We start from the raw sequence: 17,967 nt of genomic DNA, 5'->3' as shown, positions 1-17,967 counted from the left end.
CGGGACAAATATAGTTGATATTATCGAGTTTTTAAACGGAACCTAATACATGTTTTAGGTCTGAAATTTGATTTTCCCACAAAAGTTTTGATTCTTCCAATTCATCAGAGTGAGCAAAATCGGATACTACTATGGAAACATCTTTAGTGATTTCATCTTCTATAATTTTCATTTCGAAAAAATAATCTGTTTCATTGCCGTCTTCGTCTAACCATTTGAATTTAATTCTTTCCCCTGTTTTTTTAGATGCTAATCTTGCTTTTTCTTCAGAGTCATCCCAAATAAAAGTAAAAAATTCACCTCTAGAATTTACATTATCAGCAAACCATTCTGATAATCCAGAAGGAGTAGAAATATATTGATATAATAATTGTGGCGAAGATTGTATAGGAAATTCTAATTCGTACTTTACTTTTACACTCATAGTCGTTTTTATTTTTCAGATTCGAAATATATATAGAATTAATCTAATAAACAAAAAAAATATTTTAATTTATTTTAGTGAAAAAATATTTGCAAACAAAAGAATTAGTTTTATATTTGCACCCGCATTCAGCAAGGATGTAAGACCAACATTTGGCGAGGTAGCTCAGTTGGTTAGAGCGCAGGATTCATAACCCTGAGGTCACGGGTTCAACTCCCGTCTTCGCTACAAGTTTTTTAAAAATCAAAAAGTTAGATTTTAAGCAGGATTAGAGCAATTTAATCCTGCTTTTTTTATGTCAAAAATTTTACGATATTTGAAAAATGAACACGGTTTTGAACACGATTTTGAACACGCTTTGAAAGAAAAGAAAAAATACTCCGAACCAAAGATATATGATGCTAATGGTGATTTAGCAAAGCGCTGGTATGTGTATTTTTCTTTTCGAAAGAAGTCAGATGGACCACTTGAAAGATTTCCAAACAACATTTATGCTCCTCAACACTTAGAAAAAAGAGAGAGATTGTTGTGGCTAAAAACCATGCAAAGAAATTTGTCACTTCTTTTAAAAGACGGATTCAATCCATACAATCCTGAAAATAAATTCAATTTTGAAGAAGAATCTAATAGTAAATCCATTAAAGAAGCTTTTGAATTTGCTTTAAATATCAAAAAAAGCACATTAGCTGAAACCTCTTATAAAGGTTTAGAAGGAAGAATTCTACGTTTTGAAAAATGGCTAAACGAAAATGGTTTTAAAAATAGATTGGTATCTTCTGTCAATAAAAAAGTAATTACAACCTATCTAAATGAAGTTTTAATTGCTACCTCAGCTAAAAACAGAAATAATACTAGAACCGATATTAGTTCAATCTTTACGGTTTTGGCAGATAATGAAATCATATCTGATAATTTTATTCACAAAATTCCAGTTTTAAAAAGTAATCCTGAAAAGAATAAATCTTACACTAGTTCAGAGGAAACTAAAATATTTGACTATTTAGATAAGAATAATAAGTTACTTTCCTTGTATGTCAAATTCATTTCATACAACTTTTTAAGACCTGTAGAAGTTAATCGTATTACAATAGGTGATATAGACTTAAATGACAAAATTTTAAAGATTAAAACTAAAACAGGCTTCAAATTAAAGCGAATTCCTCAAGTTCTAATTGATGAAATACCTGATATCACTAAATACCCTAAAGATACATATTTATTCGGAAGAAAAGATTTCGGACAATACTGGGAAGCTACAGAAACTAGCAGAAGAAATGATTATTCTGATTATTTCCTAGAAGTTAAAAAGAAATTCAAATTAGGCAAAGATTACGGATTGTATAGCTTTAGACATACTTTTATAACGAAGCTTTACAACACCTTTATTAAAGAAATGACACCAGAGGAAGCCGAATCCAATATCATGGCTATAACGGGGCATACAAGTAAAACGGCGTTAAGAAAATACTTAAGGGAAATAAATGCATATATTCCTGAAGATTATTCAAGATTTTTGTAAAACAAAAAAGAAACCTAAAGTTTAAAAAAATATTACTTGTTAATAATTATTTTGAATCTATTTGTTGACAAATAATATTTTTTTTGTATTTTTGTCAACAAACTGATAGTTTAAATCTTTAATTATGGAAAATGTATTTGCAAATAGACTACAATCTGCCAGAAGAATGGCGGGTTTGTCTCTTCAAGGACTCGCCGACAAACTAGATAATCTAGTTAGCAAGCAGTCTTTGAATAAATATGAGCAAGGTGTCATGAAGCCAGATAGTGAAGTTTTAATTGCATTGGCTAACTCATTAAATGTTTCTATAGATTATTTTTACTCGGTGCCTAGTATTAAAGTTGAATTTGAGAATATTGATTTTAGAAAATACAGTTCAAAGCTGTCTAAAACCGAAGAAGCTTCTGTTATTGAAAAAGCTAAAGATTGTTTTGAAAGGTATTTTGAATTGGAGGATATTCTTCAGTTAAATGAGAAGTATGACTATTTTACTTTTGACAAAGAAATTAAGACTGCCGAAGATGCTGAGGATGCTGCAAAAAAACTGCGAGAAGAGTGGAATTTAGGATATGACCCAATACCGGATGTTGTTGAAATGCTTGAAGATAAAGGTTACAAAGTGATTGATCTTTTAGTTAATGATGCTTTTGATGGTATGAAAGCTACTGTTGGAGATAGAAAAATTATTGTATTAAAAAAGAGTATTAATGCTAATGATGATGTGGTTAGAAAACGATTTACAGCATTGCATGAATTGGCACATCATGCATTGACTTTCTCAAAAGATTTGAAGCATGCAGAAGAAGAAAAATTATGTCATGTCTTTGCTTGTGCTGTACTATATCCAGAAGAAATGGCTAAAAAAGAGCTGCATAAACAACGTTTTCACTTCTATCAAAAAGAGTTAGAAATTATAAAAGAACGTTGGGGAATATCGTTTACTGCTATTTTTCATAGAGCACATCGATTAGGTATCTTGAACGATTTTATTTTAAGAAAGTTCCATGTTGGCTATAAAAAAAGAGGTTATCATGTTCCTAATAGTGAACCTGGTAGGTACAGAAGTAAAGAAGAACCAACCCGAATGGAACGATTGGTGTATTTGGGTTTGGCAAAAGAAGTTCTGACAATTAATGAAGCGGCTTATTTTTCAGGTATAACAGCTTGGCAATTGCGTGGTAAAATGAAATTATTGGTATGAAATTAATTATTACAGATGTAAGTGTACTATTTGATCTCTATCAGTTGGAGATTTTACCAGAGTTTTTTGCTTTGAAAGCAGAAATCTCTACCACTTCATTTGTATATAATGAAATTGTAATAGCGAATCAGGTTGTTGAGTTTGAAGTTTATAAAAGGTCACAAAAGTTAAATGTGATTATGTTAACTGATGAAGAGCAAGATGCAGTAAATCAATTTGCAACAAAGAGAAACCTCAAATCATTACCAGATAAAACAATGCTTTGGAAATCAATTCAACTTAACTGTGCATTACTTACCTGTGATAGAAAATTGAAATTAGAAGCTAAAGAACACGGTATTGAAGTTCACGGTAGTATTTGGGTTATTGAGAAATTGGTAGAAGAAAATATATTGTATAAGTCTAAAGCCATTACTCTGTTAGAGGAACTCAAAACAGTTAATGATAGATTACCAATTGAAGAAATAGATAAGATAATTAAGAAATTAAAAATATGAGCTGATAAATAAAAAAACCCAATCGAACTTGGCGGTACGGATTGGGTTATAGGGAATTAAGTTGCGTGACTTTAAAATACTTAGGCTTATCACCTCAGTATCCCTCTATTTTGTTGTGTAAAACTACTATGTTTTTTGAGAAAAACAAATTTTTTAGCAACAAAACCGCTTGAAACTCAAATCTCCAAGAGTTTTTAAAGGAATAGGAGTGTTAAAATATTTTAAAAAATTAAAAAATAAAGTATCATGAATACACAAAAAGATGGTCAGAATGACCACAGTAAAAGACCTTCGTTAGAATTAATTATTGAAGGCAAAAAGTTTGAATGGTTTGAGCAGTTTATCACCGGAAAACAACTGAAAGAATTGAGAGGACTTCCTCTTGATTATGAATTATTCTTAGATATAGTTGAACCTTGGAAAGATGACGCTATTTTGAACGACGAAACTGTTGACTTGGCAAGACCAGGAATTGAGCAATTTTACATCAAGCAGAAATTAAAGTATTCTATTGATGGAAAAAACTTTGAAACTGATAAGCAGTATATCAAAGGTTCTCAAATTAGAAGACAGGGAAATATAGCAGCTGATTTCCAAATCTACTTGGATAATAAACAACCTTGGGAAGACGATTTAATTGAGGACGATGAAATCGTAGATTTAGCTAGACCTGGCAAAGAAAAATTCTACTCTAAAAAGGAAGTTACTGAATTTATTATCATTGTTAATGGTAGAGAAAAGCAGTGGAACCAAAAAACAATAAGTTTTAAACAAGTTGTTGAATTGGCATTTGGGAATTATCAGGAAAATCCAAATACAGTTTATACTGTAACCTATGCTAAAGGTCCTCATCAAAATCCTGAAGGCAGCATGGTTAAAGATGATAAAGTTTTTGTAACTAATAAAATGGTTTTCAATGTTACAGCAACTAATAAATCATAGTCCCGACCTTAAAAGGTTACAAGATGAAGGTTATGAACTTGAGGTTAAAGGTGGATATTTACTTATCCACCATATACCTTATGTAACTCATCTTAGAGAAGTTAAATATGGTATTTTGGTTAGTGAATTGTCATTGGCTAATAGTCAAAGGACTATTAAACCAAGTACACACGTTATCAATTTTATAGGTGAATATCCTTGCAATGCTGATGGTAGTATCATCACAGCTATTCAACATTCCAATCAACAAAACCTTGGTCATGGAATTGTGATTAATTTTTCTTTTTCCAACAAACCACAAAGTGGTTATGTTGATTATTATGAAAAAGTATCTACTTATAGCAAAATTCTAAGTTCACCGGCTAAAAACATTGATCCGTTAGTTACTGAAAAGACTTTCAGAATTAGAGAAAACGCAATTGATACTGATGTTTTTCAATATATTGATACTAATTCCGGTAGAGCGAAAATTAATCTTATTAATGAAAAAGTTAAAGGTCAAAAAATTGCTATAATTGGGTTGGGTGGAACAGGTGCATACATTCTAGATTTACTTTCAAAAACTCCTGTGAGTGAAATTCATCTTTATGATGGCGACGTGTTTTCGCAACATAATGCATTTCGTTCTCCTGGAGCTGCTGGAAAGGAAGATTTAGACACTGTGCCATCAAAGGTTGACTATTATTTTAATCAGTATTCAAAAATTCATCAAAAAATTACTGCACATCACAGTTATGTTTCAACAGATAATATGAAAGAACTATCAACGATGTCTTTTGTGTTTATATGTATTGATAATGATGTTTCCAGAAAGTTGATTATTCAATTTTTGTTAAAAAGCAATATTCCATTTATAGATGTAGGTCTTGGTGTAAATGCGTTAGATGATTCTTTGATTGGTACTGTTAGAGTTACAACTGGAACTCATGAAAAACATAATCATTTAGCTGATAGAATTCCTTTTGTTAATGAAGATAATAACGATTATAACACTAACATTCAAATAGCTGAGTTGAATTGTTTGAATGCCGTTTTAGCAGTTATTAAATGGAAAAAGCTATGTGGTTTCTATCAAGATCTACGAGAAGAGCATCATAGTACTTACTCTATTAATGTTAATCAATTGACAAGTGATGAAGTTACAGCATAAGTTTGTAGAGTTTATTCCAGAAGTATTGGAAGATGGAATATTATATATTTCGCTTACTTATTGTACAGCCATACACAAATGTGTGTGTGGCTGTAACAATGAGGTTGTTACTCCTTTTTCACCAACGGATTGGAAAATGACTTTTGATGGAGAAACCATTAGTTTATCTCCTTCTATTGGCAATTGGAATTTTACATGTCAATCTCATTATTTTATTAGAAAAAGTAAGGTTGAATTTGCTAGAATTTGGTCGTCAGATGAAATAAATGACGGAGTTCAAAAAGATGAAAAGAAAAAGAAAAACTTCTTTTTTAAAAGGAAAAAAAAGAAGAAAAGATAAGTCTTTATGCACAAAAAAAACGGGTAAATAAGACCTGTTTTTTTTTGTTTTTACATTTATGTAGGTCACAGGTTTGAATCCTGAAAAGGTCCTAAGGCTTATGAAATAAGAAAAGTTTGTGACACACTAAAATTAGTGGGTCAAAAAAAGTTAAAAAAAGGTTTTTTTAAAAAGGGAAATTAATGGTGTATCATTTTTAGCGGCTAATAAAATCGCCACTACATCTGCTAGAATTGATATGATACTTTCTAAATTCATAATGTAAATTTAAACAAAATTAATTACATCTAACAGGATTTGTTTTTTTGTTATTTCCCCAGATACATAAAAAGTTTTCAATTTCATATGGTTCAAGAATTTGTAGTTCTTTTGGAAACTTGTTTTTTTCTTCAAATCTATCTTTAGGATTTCGATTGAAGATTTTTTTATATCCTTTTAAAACTCCTGCTTGTAAATAAACATTTTTGGGATATACTTTCTTTTGGAAACCAATTCTTAAAGCAGTATCGTAACTCCATAATTGTCCAAGTCTAAAGATTTGTTTTGAAACTTCATTTGTTATTTCTAGTATTTCTTCAAAACTTCGACAGTTTCTCAAGTCGTTTTCTCTTTCTTTTAATGATTCATAACCACTATAAGCAACTTTGTAACCAACCCTTCTTTGATGACTAAACATTTTATTATCATTTGTTGGATCAATAGCCTTTGCTGCTTTTTCAATAGTTTCTTTTAAATCGAAATTTTCAAAAGCCGTTTTTACATTTTGTAAATGTTTTCCATTCGCTTCTATATATGTTTGAATATCTTCTTTTAAATTCATTATTAAAATCTTGAATATTTTTTGGATTCTTCTCTAGCTTTTAAGTCAAAGTCATTAATCAAAAAACCTATTGCTTTTTTTTCTAAAGTTTTTCTGTTTTTAATTGATCTCAAATAACTGTTTGCTCTTTTTTTTGGTTCAGGGATGTCATTGACACAATCTTTATCACACATGTATTCGTTGTAGAACCCATACCATTTTATTATTCTACCAGATAGATGAGTCTTATGCCTGCTTTCAATATTATAAATCATTTTCCAAGCGGTTATTTCATCGGTTTTGTTAGTAGCACATGAGTAATTAATATTCCATAATATTTTTGATAAATCAACATGATTTGTATTAATGCTCAACTCAATTTCAATTTCATTATTGTTTTCATCAAAAGGATAAAATACTTTTCCTGAATAACTTAAAATATCTTTATTGCTTTTGATTTCAATTGAATTGCAATCAATACAAATAGGAACAAGATTTTTGAAATTTATAGATGATAATGGATAAATATCTTTTGGTAAGTAATGATCATATTGGTCGGTTTTTTTATCTTCATAAGTTTTCATCTCTACTATACCGCATGCAGGACAAAATTCCAAATCATTTGTAGCATGTTTTTTAAATCCATGGTAGTGACTTTTTCTATCACCATATTTCTCTTTAAAAATTGCGCCCTTTAAAACATCATTATAAAGTTTTAAAAATAATGTTTTAGTTAATTCTCTAACTTCAATAGGAATATCATCTTCTTTCCATGGTTTTAATGTACCGTTACAAATTGCTTCAATATTATTGCTACGTCTAATAGCTTCACAAAAAGCTGTTTTTTTTGGTTGTTTCCAATCTTTAACAATATCATAGATGTCTTGTAAATTTTTCTTTAAAATTCCCGTATGTCTAGAAACTAAATTATCATAAAATTCTTTTTCAAATAGATTTTCAGAAAAATCACCTGTTTCATATTCAATGGAGTTAAAAAAAGCGATTATAAATTGATGTAATTTATTATGAGGACTATCAAAAAAAGTATATGTATTTATCATTCTTTATCTTTTTTTATTTTTTCTTCTTTTAATAATAATGTTCTAAATAACAACGTTTTTTCGACAGAGTCGCCTAAAAGCCTAGAATCCTCTTTTGCTTTTTGAATTTTTTCAGGACTATCCAATTTTCGTTTTTTTATTTTATTTATTTCTTTATTAGAATAATCTCCTTGGCTTTCATTTTTATTAAAGATTTCTTCAGTAAGAATATTTACCGAAGTTCCAAAAGTATTTAACCTTTTTTGTGCTGCGGTTTCTACTTTTAGTTTTCCAGATTTTTCTCTATTAAAAATATATACATTGTTTGGTTTACAATCTGAAATAATAAATGGAGAATGAGAAGTAATAAAGTGATCTTGCTCTTTAAAGACAACTTGATTGTTCGACATTATAAGATTAATCATTTTAGCTCGCCATTCTGGATTAAAATGCGTTTCTGGTTCATCTAATATGAAAAAAGTATCATTTTCTTGCATTAAACGTAAGGTTCCAATAACATGTAACAATTGATGTTCACCATCACTTAAATTTTTATATGGAACAGGTTCAACAACATTTGTTTTAATGAAATTGATATTATCAATTTTAAAAACTAAATTTTCTATCGCTGGTTTTGGTATAAGGTCACTTAAATTAGTTCCTCTTGATGCATTTTTAATACTATTTCTATTTGTTGGACTTGTGCAATGTATATTCATTAAACGCAATAAATACAATAATTTGAATATTTCAAATGGTCTGTTAAAAGTTTTTTGAAATGCACTTCTAACAGTTTTGTCTGTAAAAAAATTTAAAATAGTAATTCTTGCACTTTTACTTCTTGATGTATTTTTTTCAAGTTCCTCTCTATTATCATAATATGAAGTAGCGCATTGTTTTAACTTTTCAATACCAAGATTTATTTCAGATGGAAATTCAATTGGTTTTCCATCATAATTTCTATATCTTATTGTAATTGAAAATGAGTGTAATTCATTAATCTTGAGCTTAGTGTTAAACTCTTTTTCGTCTTTCCATTTGAATTCTTTATGATCATTAAATAAATAGTTAGACAAAACAACTAATTCATTAGAATTGTAATCCATAAAAAACATACGGTTAACATTTGTGTTGCTTACAAAATTATCTTCGCTTGTGCTTTTTATAAATTGGTCGAAATAGTAATAATCTAGTTTTATAAACGGATTACTAATTAATTCATTTTGTCCACTACTATATCCTATTACATTATTTGGTAAGATTTCTTTCCAAATCGATTCATTTAATGGATAACTATTTTTAAAATTTGAATATTGCGATACAAACATCGCTAAATCTTTCCCAATCTCTTTTCTACAAATAATTATTACATCTTCATTTTTATTCAACAAGGGAAGGTTTTGTTCAATAATTCTACTATATGCAAATAGCCATTTGTTTTTGCTAATTTTATAATGAATTTCAAAACCTACGTCTTTATATCTTGTATCAAGATCTAGCTTTTCTTTACCTTCAACAATTGTTTTGAGTTCTAAAAAATAGAATATCTCACTTAACGCCTCAAGTGTATTGGATTTTCCACTGCCGTTTAAACCAACTAGACAAATTGGGTCATGAATGTCTATTTCAGTATAATTATCTTTTCTAAAATTTAATTCAAATCCTTTTGGTAAACCTCTAAAAGAACTAAATAAGGTAAGTTTCAAAAGCTTCATAATTCTTTTACTTATTATATTTTAACCAAATGCGTTCATCTCCAAAAAAAATCTCATTTTTGTCTTCTTTTAATTGAAGTAATCTATTTTCTTTTTTATTACTCAAAAAATGCTGTGTTAGTTTTTTCTCAGCAATAAGTTTAAAAATAAATTGTTGTATTTGTTTATAGCTATACTTGAATTTTTCTTTGATTAATAGGGTTTCAAAATCTTCAAATGTAAATCCCTCTTTTCTCTTAGAAAAGACTATTTCAATTAATTCTAAACCTTCCGTTTCATCAAATTCTAATCTTTCAAATTCTCCCAGATCACGCATAGAAGACCAAGTGGATTTTTTCTCTTCATTTAAAGTTGATGTTATTGACTTAATACTTTCAAACGATTTCATTGCAAGTGACAAAGATTCTGGAATTTGATACGGCTTTAATTTTTGAAAAGGAGTAGCAATTTTATTAATTGTTTCAATTTGTTTCAATAAAGCTTTTGGTATCATATTATTGGCTATATCAATGCTTTTTTGAATATCTGTCGTTTGTTTGATAAATTGCTGCATTGATTTGGTTAGCTTGTTTTCTAAACTAATATCTAAACCTCTTTCTGCTTCAACTTTCTTTTCAATTTCATTTATTTGAGCACTGACATCTAGTTTACTTAAATCTAATTCTCCTTTAAATGCCTTTTGACTAAGCGAACCAAATAATTTTTCAAGTTCATTTAAACTCGCTTCAAATTGCTCTTTAACATTTTCAGCTTTTTCTACTATTGAAGCAAATTTGTTTTGGAGTTTTAATTGTGGTTTTGGAACTTTTAATTCTCTTAATATTCCTAAATTAATATTTTTTTGTGCTGATGATGGTGCATTATATTCAAGGATTTTTTGAAAAAAACTGAATAGAAAATGAACATAAATTGCATTAGATTCTTTTTTGTTAGAATTAAAACCAACAACACTATCAGGAAAACATGCTTTAAATGTTAATATACTTGTTTGAGCAATGTTGGCGGCAATAGTAATTAACAATGTCCCTTCATCCCATAATTTGCTTTGTTTTAGACCTAATTCTGAATATGTGTTTTTATATTCCTTAATAAATAATCCAGCATTTGATACTTCACCAGTTTGAATAAGAGGATAAATGCCACCTAACAATTCAGGTGCATTTCTAGGTCTATTTTTAGAAACACCTCTGTCTAAACTCCCTAATTGAGAAAGTTTTACCATTTCCCATTTTTTTTCATTTTTAACTGGATCCCCAAACATATCCAAAAAAGTACTTCTTAGAAAATCATCCAATAGATCAATACTATCTTTACGTTTTTGGATTAAAGTTTCAACTTTTGTTAATACTTCTGCAATGCGAATTTGGTCAGCTAAGTTTTCAGGAATTGGTATTAATAAACTCTCTAATGATTTTCTGTGGATATGTGGAATTGTAGCGCCAGTAGAATTCTTCTTAAAAAAATCACTTTTAGTTTTTAAAAATAAACCTAAATATGTTGAGTGATATTTGTTGTCATTAATAATTTTTAACTGTGCCAAAGTACTACCTAAATAACCTTTTTTTCCATAACCTACAGTTCCTACATTTGCACCATCCCAAGCTATTAAAATATCTTCTTCATTAATTAAAAGTCCATTAATATCATTAGTATATTTTATATTATTGTTATTTCTTAAATCATCAATTTGAATAACTCTGATTGAATCATTATCAGGATTTTCTAGGATATTATTTTTTTTTCCTTTTTGAATTGTGAAAATTTTATTTAGTTTCTCAAACTTCATCATAGGATATTATTTAGTTCTTCAATTTCACTTTTAATCAATTCTTCCAATTTTGATAATTTTTCCAAAATTAATTTAGGTTTATCATATTTGATTTCCTTATAAATTTTTTCTTTGTATTTGCTTAAACTTAAATCATAATCATTGTCTATAATTTCCTGTTTAGGTACAAAGAAATTTTGTTTGGAACGGTCTGTTTCTTTTTTAGGATTTCTTTTCTTGTATTTATCAATGATAACATGTAAATCTTCAAAATCGCGGTCTCCATTTGGCAGCGTTTTAGGATTACGCTTATCGTCTAAACTCCATCCATCGCCTTGCATTTCATAAAACCAAACGTCTTTGGTTTCGCCTCCTTTTGTAAATAACAAAATTGCAGAGGCTACACCTGCATATGGTTTAAAAACACCGCTTGGCATGGCTATTACCGCTTTTAGTTCACATTTGTCAATTAATAATTTTCTAACGGTAATAAAAGCTTTTCCACTTCCAAATAAAACCCCTTGAGGTATCACTACTCCAGCTGTTCCTCCCATTCGAAGCATTTTGTATATTCGCTCTAAGAATAACAATTCACTTTTGGTAGAAGAAACCGTAAAACTTGGGTTTAAATCTCCTTTATCCATACTACCAGCAAATGGTGGATTTGCCATTACGACATCGTAAAAATTATCTTCGTTATAATTTTTACTTAAAGTATCTTTATAGTCGATTTTAGGTTGTGTAATGCCATGCATCATTAGGTTCATCAATCCAATACGAATCATCGTTGGGTCAATGTCAAAACCATAAAAAGTTTCTTCGTTCAGTATTTTTTTGGCTTGTTCGTCAACCAACTTATCTGCAAGTGTTCCTCTAACAAAACCATTGTCATCTTTTTGTTTGTAAGCATCACTTGTAAATTCAGTAATAATGTACTTATAAGCAGCTAAAAGAAAACCTGCTGTTCCACTTGCAGGGTCGGCAATTTTATGGCCTAATTTTGGTTCAACTAATTCTGTAATTAGTTCAATAATATGTGTCGGCGTTCTAAATTGTCCATTTTTCCCAGAGCTACGTAATGAGTCTAAGAGATATTCATAAAAATCTCCCTGCGCATCAATAAAACGGTTTTCTTTTTCTAATTCCTTGTATATTTCATCAATTGTTTTAACTGCTTCCGTTAACATTCTTCCGCTAGGAATTAAGAAAGCAGCATTAGCCATGTGCTTTGTAAAAAATGAATTAGCGTCATCAAGCTGTTTAATAAAAGGAAATACCTTACTTTGTATATGAAGAAGCATATCGTCACTTGGTAATTTTGTAAAGTAACTCCAGCGAAGTGATTCTTTATTTACAGCATTTTCTTCATTTTTTTCATCTACACCTGGTGGAAAATATTTTCCAGAAAAAATGGATTTATATTCTTCCCCTAAAAAATCAGCATTGCTCATTTTTCGTTTATCGGTTTCGTCTAATTGCTTCATGAATAGCAAATAGGTGATTTGTTCTATCGCGTTAAGTGGATTTGATATACCACCGCTCCAAAATTTATCCCACAGCGTTGCAACTTTACTTTTTAATATTGGTGTTAACATTTTTATTAATCGTTTTTGTAATTTTTATAATTTGTTGGATTTGTCCAAAACTCAAAGCATTTTGCAATTTGTTGGTTTTCCCATTCTTTGTCTGCTTTTAATTCTTGCCATGGAATTCCTAATAATCCTTCGCATAGTTTATAAAACCCATCGCCTTGTTCTCGCATTTTATCTTTATGAGTTACCAGGCTGCTTAATAAAGGTCTTCCTTTTTCGTGTTCATGTATGGATATTTCACCTAACCAATCACCAATTAAACTTCTGTCTGATGCGTCAGCAAAATTGAGGTGTAATTGTAATTGTTCATTTAACTGTGAGTAAGTACAGGTTGTTTTAAGACGAGCAAACTCAATTAATTTTAATCTGATTTCTTTATCCATTATGCAGCTAATTTTTCTATGAATACAATTATTTCATTTATCTCTGCATTTGAAAAGACACCTCTAATGCCATCCGGATGAATTCTAGTGAATGGAGCATTGATTAAATCTCGTTTTTCTACTTCACCCTTTTCAATTAGGAATGATTTTAAAAGATTTAAAAATTCTAATTGACGGCTGTTTAAATAACTGTGCTGCTCAATAAATAAATCGAAAGATTTCGAAACAGTATCAGGAAAAGCTTCTAACACTTCAATTCCTAAAATGTGTTTTATGAATTGTACTAATTGTGCTTTTCTGTGGTTGTAAACTCTTCGTAGCAAATCTACGGTAATAAATGGTTTTTCGTTGTGTAAATCTTCTGCTAATTGTTTCGCTTCTTCCTCAGTAATATCCCTACCTGATTTTAGCTTTTGTAACAAAGGATTTGCTTTGACCAATTCATTTACTTTTTGTTCTACCATTTCACGGTATTTTGCAATACTAAGTGACTCATGCTCTGGACCAAACTCTATGTATTCTTTGTTATGTAATACATCTTTAAAATTATATTTAGCTGTCCCTAATGGCACAACCAAACTTTCTCGGAAATACATTAATGGGCATAATTTTTCAATTAACTCATCAAAGTCTGTTTCTTTAATTTTTGACCAATAATGATTGGTTTGAGCTTGTCGGATTAATTTTTCTTCTTTTGCTACTGTATTTACCGTTAAAGGTAACTCAGATATTTCTTCTATAATGCTGTCTTTTAAGGCTTCAAACTTATCTTTTTCATCTGCTAAACGAGCTAATGAAACTTCAACAATATCTTTTTCAAATCGCATTGCTTTAAAATCAACATTTGAAATTGTTCTTAAAAGAGGTTTTACTACATTTCTAAGAAAATCAATTTTATCTTGAGTTAATAGATTCCAGAAATTTTCATCTTCTAATCTTTGAAGTTCATGCTTAGCATCTAAAATAACTACTGAATTTTGAGGTAAATTTTCAATTTGTTTGCGAAGCTTTAGACTTTCATTTTTAATAATTTCACTTTCATTTAGTTCTATAGCTTTTTCAATTTTATCTAAACGAATTCCAAATAAACGAACAGGTAATGGAATTTGACTTTTAATCTCTTTTCCTTTTGGATTCAATTTGAAGTAATCAAAATTATCCCAACAATCTAGAATTAAAAAGTTACTCTTTTCAGAACACCATGGTTTCATCTTACTTGGTTCAAGTAAACGAGTTCCACGACCAATCATTTGCCAAAATTTAGTATATGAATAGACCGGTTTTGCAAATACTAAATTAACTAGTTCACGAACATCAATACCAGTATCTAACATATCCACACTGATAGCAATTCTTGGCATATCTTGATGCGTAAATTGGTCTAGTAATCCTCCTTTTCCATAAACTCTAGGGTCATCACTAACAAGTACTTTTGCTAATTCTCCATTGTACTCAGGATACAAAGCATCGAATATTTCTTCAATCCTTCTAGCATGCGCTTTCGTCATACAAAAGAAAATAGTTTTACCTGGTAAAACACCATTAGCGTCTTTGATTGATTCCTCCATGAATTCACGAACGATCAAAGCATTAGTTCCTTTATTAGAAACCTTTTTTTCTAAATCAGTTCCTTCAAAATTAATCTCTTCAATTTCTTTACCTTCTAAAATTAATTTCTTTTGGTCTTCTAATGATACCGTTCTTTTGCTAATTCCATCTTCTTGAAACTTTGTTTTAATTTTCATAACCTGAAAATTGCTCAAGTAAGGAGGGATATTGTTTACCGCTTCTTCATAAGTGTAGGCAAATGTTGGTAATCCGTCTTCACATTCAAAAAGCTGAAACGTATTATGATCAATTACATCAGTAGGAGTTGCTGTCAATCCTAAAGTAATTGTATTGAAATAATCTAAAATTTCTTGATATGTGTTGTAAATACTTCTGTGACTTTCATCTATTATAATCAAATCAAAAAAGTGAGGAGACAATGATTTTTCTTCATTTCTTATAATATTCAGCATCGTTGGATAGGTAGAAATATAAATCCTTCTATCTGCTGAAATTTCTTTTTCTCCTTGATTAGGCCATCTTGGTTCATTAGGCAAGTGTTCTTTGAATGCTTCTAAAGTTTGATCTCTTAGTGCAATTCTATCTACTAAAAATAAAACTCGTTCTGCCCAACCCGATTTCATAAGTGTTTCAACTAATGCAATACAAGTTCTAGTTTTACCCGTTCCTGTTGCCATGATTAGTAAAAACTTACGCCTTCTTTTTTCAATGGCTTCCATAACAGCTCTAATAGCTGCAATTTGATAGTCTCTACCTGCGATTTTTGTATTAATTAATTCACCAACTAGAGATTTACGCGCTTTTTTGATATATAAATATCGCTCTAAATCATCACGAGTTGGAAAACCATAAACTTTTTTAGGTGGATAGTTTTCTAAATCCCAATAATAAATATCATTGCCGTTAGTGTAAAAACAGAATGGTAGTAGTCCTGTTTTCTTTTGTATGTTATAACAATATTGTTTGGCTTGTTCTCTTCCTATTGCAGCATCAACAGCTGATTTTTTAGCTTCAACAACAGCTAATGGCTTACCATCTTTACCTAGCAAAACATAATCACTATATTGATGTCCAGCGTAAGGAGTTGGAGCTTCTTTTACTAGATTTTCATCAATAATAATATCGAATTCTTCTACTACTTGAGTTCTATCATTGATATTCCAACCCGCTTGTTTCAAGCGATTGTCTATGATTTCTTTGCGAGTATGTTTTTCGTTTTTCAAATTATTTTATTTATAATTTAATCTTACAATTTAGATATTGTTGATTATTTTATCTTTGATAAGTTTATAAGCCAAATCATTATCATACTCAACCTCTGGTCTTAAAATTGTAAAGATGTCGTTTCTAAATTCAGCATCTTGCATTTTTTCTTCCATATTTGCTATAAACATTTTACTAGTTGGGTTAATACCATCCGAAAAATTAATGTATTCTTTGTAGCATTGAATTAACCTATTCGTGTCAATTTCAAGTTTTGTCAATGCAAAGTCCAAATCAAATAAATCTCTTCCTTTTCTTCGTTGGTATAATGCTCTTAGTTTTGTTCCTAATAATTCTTCAATCTTATAGGTGTTTATCATGCATTTTCCAGAAAACCATCCATTATTAACTTCAAAAGGTACTTTTTGAAATCCCAATACCGTAAAATGCTCTCTACAATTGATTTCAATTTTCAATCGCATTTGAATTATTGGCTGTATTTCGGTTTCAAATTTATACGTTGCCGTATTGTTGTGAATACTCGTCTCAATATTTCTCTTTGTTCCTAAAAATGTTGCTAATACTATTCTTATTCTAGCTAGTATAGGTTTTATTGGACCAGGCTTTATTTGTACTAAGTCTATATCTTCTGAATATCGCGCCTGAGGTTTTAAGAATAACTTATGTAAAGCTGTTCCGCCACGAAAAGCAAGATTTTCATTCAGAAATGGATCGGCAAATATTTCTACAATTGCTCTTTCAATAATTAAGTCTTGTTCTACTTGTCCGTTTTCTGGCCAAGGAGCAAACTCGCGCCACTCTTCTATGTATCTTTTTGGAATCATAAATCACTTTCGATATTAATATTATTTATAATTCGCCATTTGGTATTTGTAGTTCCTTTTTTATTCTTACCTGGCATTAAAGGTATATTCGTTCCTTTTTTATCTGCGATTGTATTATAAACGGCATGGCTTAGTTTATCATTTTCAAGTTCATATTCTAATAAATACCCTAATCGTTGTACTGCTGCAATTTGCGAATAGTTTTTAGCTGTTTTAGTTAATATACTTGGTTTGATTACTTCAACTAATTCTTTTAAAATTGTAATCACACGATTCATTCCTAATTTATCTACATAGTAGAGTAAATCTAATGCGGTTAGTTCTGGAGAAGAAACATTAATATAACCTGCTTCGGTTTTTACTTTTTTAATATCTTCTTTGTTCCACTCATTTTTTACTAAAAAGTTTATTTTTAGTTTTTTGTTTTTAATATCCCGTAAAGCTGGTTTTTCTGTTATCACAAATGTTTCCATTGATTGTTGATGTGACGCTCCATGAATAGCAGCTGCGGAGATTAAACCTAAATAATAGTTTTTATTTAGTGACAACATCATATCATCCAAATACATATTACTCGGAATTACACCATATCTCGAATACTCTGCTGGGAGTATTGTATAGAAGCCTTTCCGAATTTGAACGATTTTATTTTTTGCTTTTAAGCGGTATAGATTTTGAAGCAATGCTTTATCTGTTACTTCTAATTTATCTTTAAGTTCTTCTAGTGTAAATGCATATCTTCCTTTAGCTCTAACGCTATCAATATACTCTTCTAAATAATTATATGTTAGAATTCCTGATTTCACTTGCATATTTTGTTTGCTATCTACTACACAATGTGTAGTGTTACGCAAATATAATATATTATAAACTAAATAGTTTATTTATCATTAAAAAAATAAACTAAATGGTATATTTTATGTTAGCATTAGAGTCTCATTATAATGAAATATAGCAAAGATGTTTATTACTTCATGCAT

At 29.6% G+C, this 17,967-nt stretch carries 16 protein-coding genes and 1 tRNA gene; 7 read left to right on the top strand and 10 right to left on the bottom strand.

The window, feature by feature from the left end:
* Nucleotides 1–31 precede the first annotated feature (31 nt).
* On the bottom strand, nt 32–424 hold the full coding sequence (locus LOS86_RS04250; protein WP_231843397.1) for an START-like domain-containing protein: 393 nt from the start codon (nt 422–424) through the stop codon (nt 32–34).
* 154 nt (nt 425–578) lie between these two features.
* Between LOS86_RS04250 and LOS86_RS04245 the strand changes: the two genes are divergently transcribed.
* From LOS86_RS04245 to LOS86_RS04215, 7 genes are all read left to right on the top strand, one after another.
* A tRNA-Met gene (locus tag LOS86_RS04245) sits at nt 579–652 on the top strand.
* A 67-nt stretch (nt 653–719) separates the two neighbouring features.
* On the top strand, nt 720–1,943 hold the full coding sequence (locus LOS86_RS04240; protein WP_231843396.1) for a tyrosine-type recombinase/integrase: 1,224 nt from the start codon (nt 720–722) through the stop codon (nt 1,941–1,943).
* A gap of 124 nt (nt 1,944–2,067) precedes the next feature.
* Nucleotides 2,068–3,144, top strand: a complete 1,077-nt coding sequence (locus LOS86_RS04235) for a helix-turn-helix domain-containing protein (RefSeq protein ID WP_231843395.1) — start codon at nt 2,068–2,070, stop codon at nt 3,142–3,144.
* A complete protein-coding gene (locus LOS86_RS04230; protein WP_231843394.1) occupies nt 3,141–3,641 on the top strand; it encodes a PIN domain-containing protein in 501 nt (166 codons plus the stop codon). The genes LOS86_RS04235 and LOS86_RS04230 overlap by 4 nt, the downstream gene beginning before the upstream one ends.
* Nucleotides 3,642–3,887: 246 nt before the next feature.
* Nucleotides 3,888–4,583, top strand: a complete 696-nt coding sequence (locus LOS86_RS04225; protein WP_231843393.1) for a multiubiquitin domain-containing protein — start codon at nt 3,888–3,890, stop codon at nt 4,581–4,583.
* Nucleotides 4,558–5,733, top strand: a complete 1,176-nt coding sequence (locus LOS86_RS04220) for a ThiF family adenylyltransferase (protein ID WP_231843392.1) — start codon at nt 4,558–4,560, stop codon at nt 5,731–5,733. The genes LOS86_RS04225 and LOS86_RS04220 overlap by 26 nt, the downstream gene beginning before the upstream one ends.
* A complete protein-coding gene (locus tag LOS86_RS04215; protein ID WP_231843391.1) occupies nt 5,717–6,073 on the top strand; it encodes a ubiquitination-like system serine protease family protein in 357 nt (118 codons plus the stop codon). Before LOS86_RS04220 ends, LOS86_RS04215 begins: the two co-directional genes overlap by 17 nt.
* A gap of 277 nt (nt 6,074–6,350) precedes the next feature.
* On the opposite strand, the gene LOS86_RS04210 is transcribed toward LOS86_RS04215, so the two are convergent.
* Genes LOS86_RS04210 through LOS86_RS04170 form a run of 9 tightly spaced genes read right to left on the bottom strand, consistent with a single transcriptional unit; the run spans nt 6,351 to nt 17,799 of the window.
* Nucleotides 6,351–6,893 carry a hypothetical protein gene (locus tag LOS86_RS04210; protein ID WP_231843390.1) on the bottom strand — a complete coding sequence of 181 codons (543 nt, stop codon included), beginning with the start codon at nt 6,891–6,893 and terminating at the stop codon, nt 6,351–6,353.
* 2 nt (nt 6,894–6,895) lie between these two features.
* Entirely contained in the window at nt 6,896–7,933 is a 1,038-nt protein-coding gene (locus tag LOS86_RS04205; protein WP_231843389.1) for a hypothetical protein, read from the bottom strand.
* The gene (locus LOS86_RS04200; RefSeq protein WP_231843388.1) at nt 7,930–9,627 is read right to left on the bottom strand and encodes a restriction system-associated AAA family ATPase; all 1,698 of its coding nucleotides are present in this window, start codon (nt 9,625–9,627) and stop codon (nt 7,930–7,932) included. Before LOS86_RS04200 ends, LOS86_RS04205 begins: the two co-directional genes overlap by 4 nt.
* Nucleotides 9,628–9,634: 7 nt before the next feature.
* Complete coding sequence (locus LOS86_RS04195) at nt 9,635–11,416, bottom strand: restriction endonuclease subunit S (RefSeq protein ID WP_231843387.1); 1,782 nt, start codon at nt 11,414–11,416, stop codon at nt 9,635–9,637.
* Complete coding sequence (locus LOS86_RS04190) at nt 11,413–12,990, bottom strand: type I restriction-modification system subunit M (protein WP_231843386.1); 1,578 nt, start codon at nt 12,988–12,990, stop codon at nt 11,413–11,415. Before LOS86_RS04190 ends, LOS86_RS04195 begins: the two co-directional genes overlap by 4 nt.
* A gap of 5 nt (nt 12,991–12,995) precedes the next feature.
* Complete coding sequence (locus LOS86_RS04185; protein WP_231843385.1) at nt 12,996–13,370, bottom strand: hypothetical protein; 375 nt, start codon at nt 13,368–13,370, stop codon at nt 12,996–12,998.
* A complete protein-coding gene (locus LOS86_RS04180; protein WP_231843384.1) occupies nt 13,370–16,162 on the bottom strand; it encodes a type I restriction endonuclease subunit R in 2,793 nt (930 codons plus the stop codon). Before LOS86_RS04180 ends, LOS86_RS04185 begins: the two co-directional genes overlap by 1 nt.
* A 30-nt stretch (nt 16,163–16,192) precedes the next feature.
* On the bottom strand, nt 16,193–16,987 hold the full coding sequence (locus LOS86_RS04175; protein ID WP_231843383.1) for a nucleotidyl transferase AbiEii/AbiGii toxin family protein: 795 nt from the start codon (nt 16,985–16,987) through the stop codon (nt 16,193–16,195).
* Nucleotides 16,984–17,799, bottom strand: a complete 816-nt coding sequence (locus tag LOS86_RS04170; protein ID WP_231843382.1) for a type IV toxin-antitoxin system AbiEi family antitoxin domain-containing protein — start codon at nt 17,797–17,799, stop codon at nt 16,984–16,986. Before LOS86_RS04170 ends, LOS86_RS04175 begins: the two co-directional genes overlap by 4 nt.
* Nucleotides 17,800–17,967: the final 168 nt, after the last annotated feature.

Source organism: Flavobacterium cyclinae (assembly GCF_021172145.1).
Classification (GTDB): domain Bacteria; phylum Bacteroidota; class Bacteroidia; order Flavobacteriales; family Flavobacteriaceae; genus Flavobacterium; species Flavobacterium cyclinae.
This window is presented reverse-complemented; position numbering and strand designations above follow the sequence as displayed.

What these genes read in the sequence shown, in the direction of transcription:
- LOS86_RS04210 (WP_231843390.1), bottom strand. Translation starts at nt 6,893, where the DNA reads ATGAATTTAAAAGAAGATATTCAAACATATATAGAAGCGAATGGAAAA.
- LOS86_RS04190 (WP_231843386.1), bottom strand. Translation starts at nt 12,990, where the DNA reads ATGTTAACACCAATATTAAAAAGTAAAGTTGCAACGCTGTGGGATAAA.
- LOS86_RS04185 (WP_231843385.1), bottom strand. Translation starts at nt 13,370, where the DNA reads ATGGATAAAGAAATCAGATTAAAATTAATTGAGTTTGCTCGTCTTAAA.
- LOS86_RS04215 (WP_231843391.1), top strand. Translation starts at nt 5,717, where the DNA reads ATGAAGTTACAGCATAAGTTTGTAGAGTTTATTCCAGAAGTATTGGAA.
- LOS86_RS04175 (WP_231843383.1), bottom strand. Translation starts at nt 16,987, where the DNA reads ATGATTCCAAAAAGATACATAGAAGAGTGGCGCGAGTTTGCTCCTTGG.
- LOS86_RS04170 (WP_231843382.1), bottom strand. Translation starts at nt 17,799, where the DNA reads ATGCAAGTGAAATCAGGAATTCTAACATATAATTATTTAGAAGAGTAT.
- LOS86_RS04195 (WP_231843387.1), bottom strand. Translation starts at nt 11,416, where the DNA reads ATGATGAAGTTTGAGAAACTAAATAAAATTTTCACAATTCAAAAAGGA.
- LOS86_RS04240 (WP_231843396.1), top strand. Translation starts at nt 720, where the DNA reads ATGTCAAAAATTTTACGATATTTGAAAAATGAACACGGTTTTGAACAC.
- LOS86_RS04230 (WP_231843394.1), top strand. Translation starts at nt 3,141, where the DNA reads ATGAAATTAATTATTACAGATGTAAGTGTACTATTTGATCTCTATCAG.
- LOS86_RS04250 (WP_231843397.1), bottom strand. Translation starts at nt 424, where the DNA reads ATGAGTGTAAAAGTAAAGTACGAATTAGAATTTCCTATACAATCTTCG.
- LOS86_RS04220 (WP_231843392.1), top strand. Translation starts at nt 4,558, where the DNA reads ATGTTACAGCAACTAATAAATCATAGTCCCGACCTTAAAAGGTTACAA.
- LOS86_RS04205 (WP_231843389.1), bottom strand. Translation starts at nt 7,933, where the DNA reads ATGATAAATACATATACTTTTTTTGATAGTCCTCATAATAAATTACAT.
- LOS86_RS04235 (WP_231843395.1), top strand. Translation starts at nt 2,068, where the DNA reads ATGGAAAATGTATTTGCAAATAGACTACAATCTGCCAGAAGAATGGCG.
- LOS86_RS04200 (WP_231843388.1), bottom strand. Translation starts at nt 9,627, where the DNA reads ATGAAGCTTTTGAAACTTACCTTATTTAGTTCTTTTAGAGGTTTACCA.
- LOS86_RS04225 (WP_231843393.1), top strand. Translation starts at nt 3,888, where the DNA reads ATGAATACACAAAAAGATGGTCAGAATGACCACAGTAAAAGACCTTCG.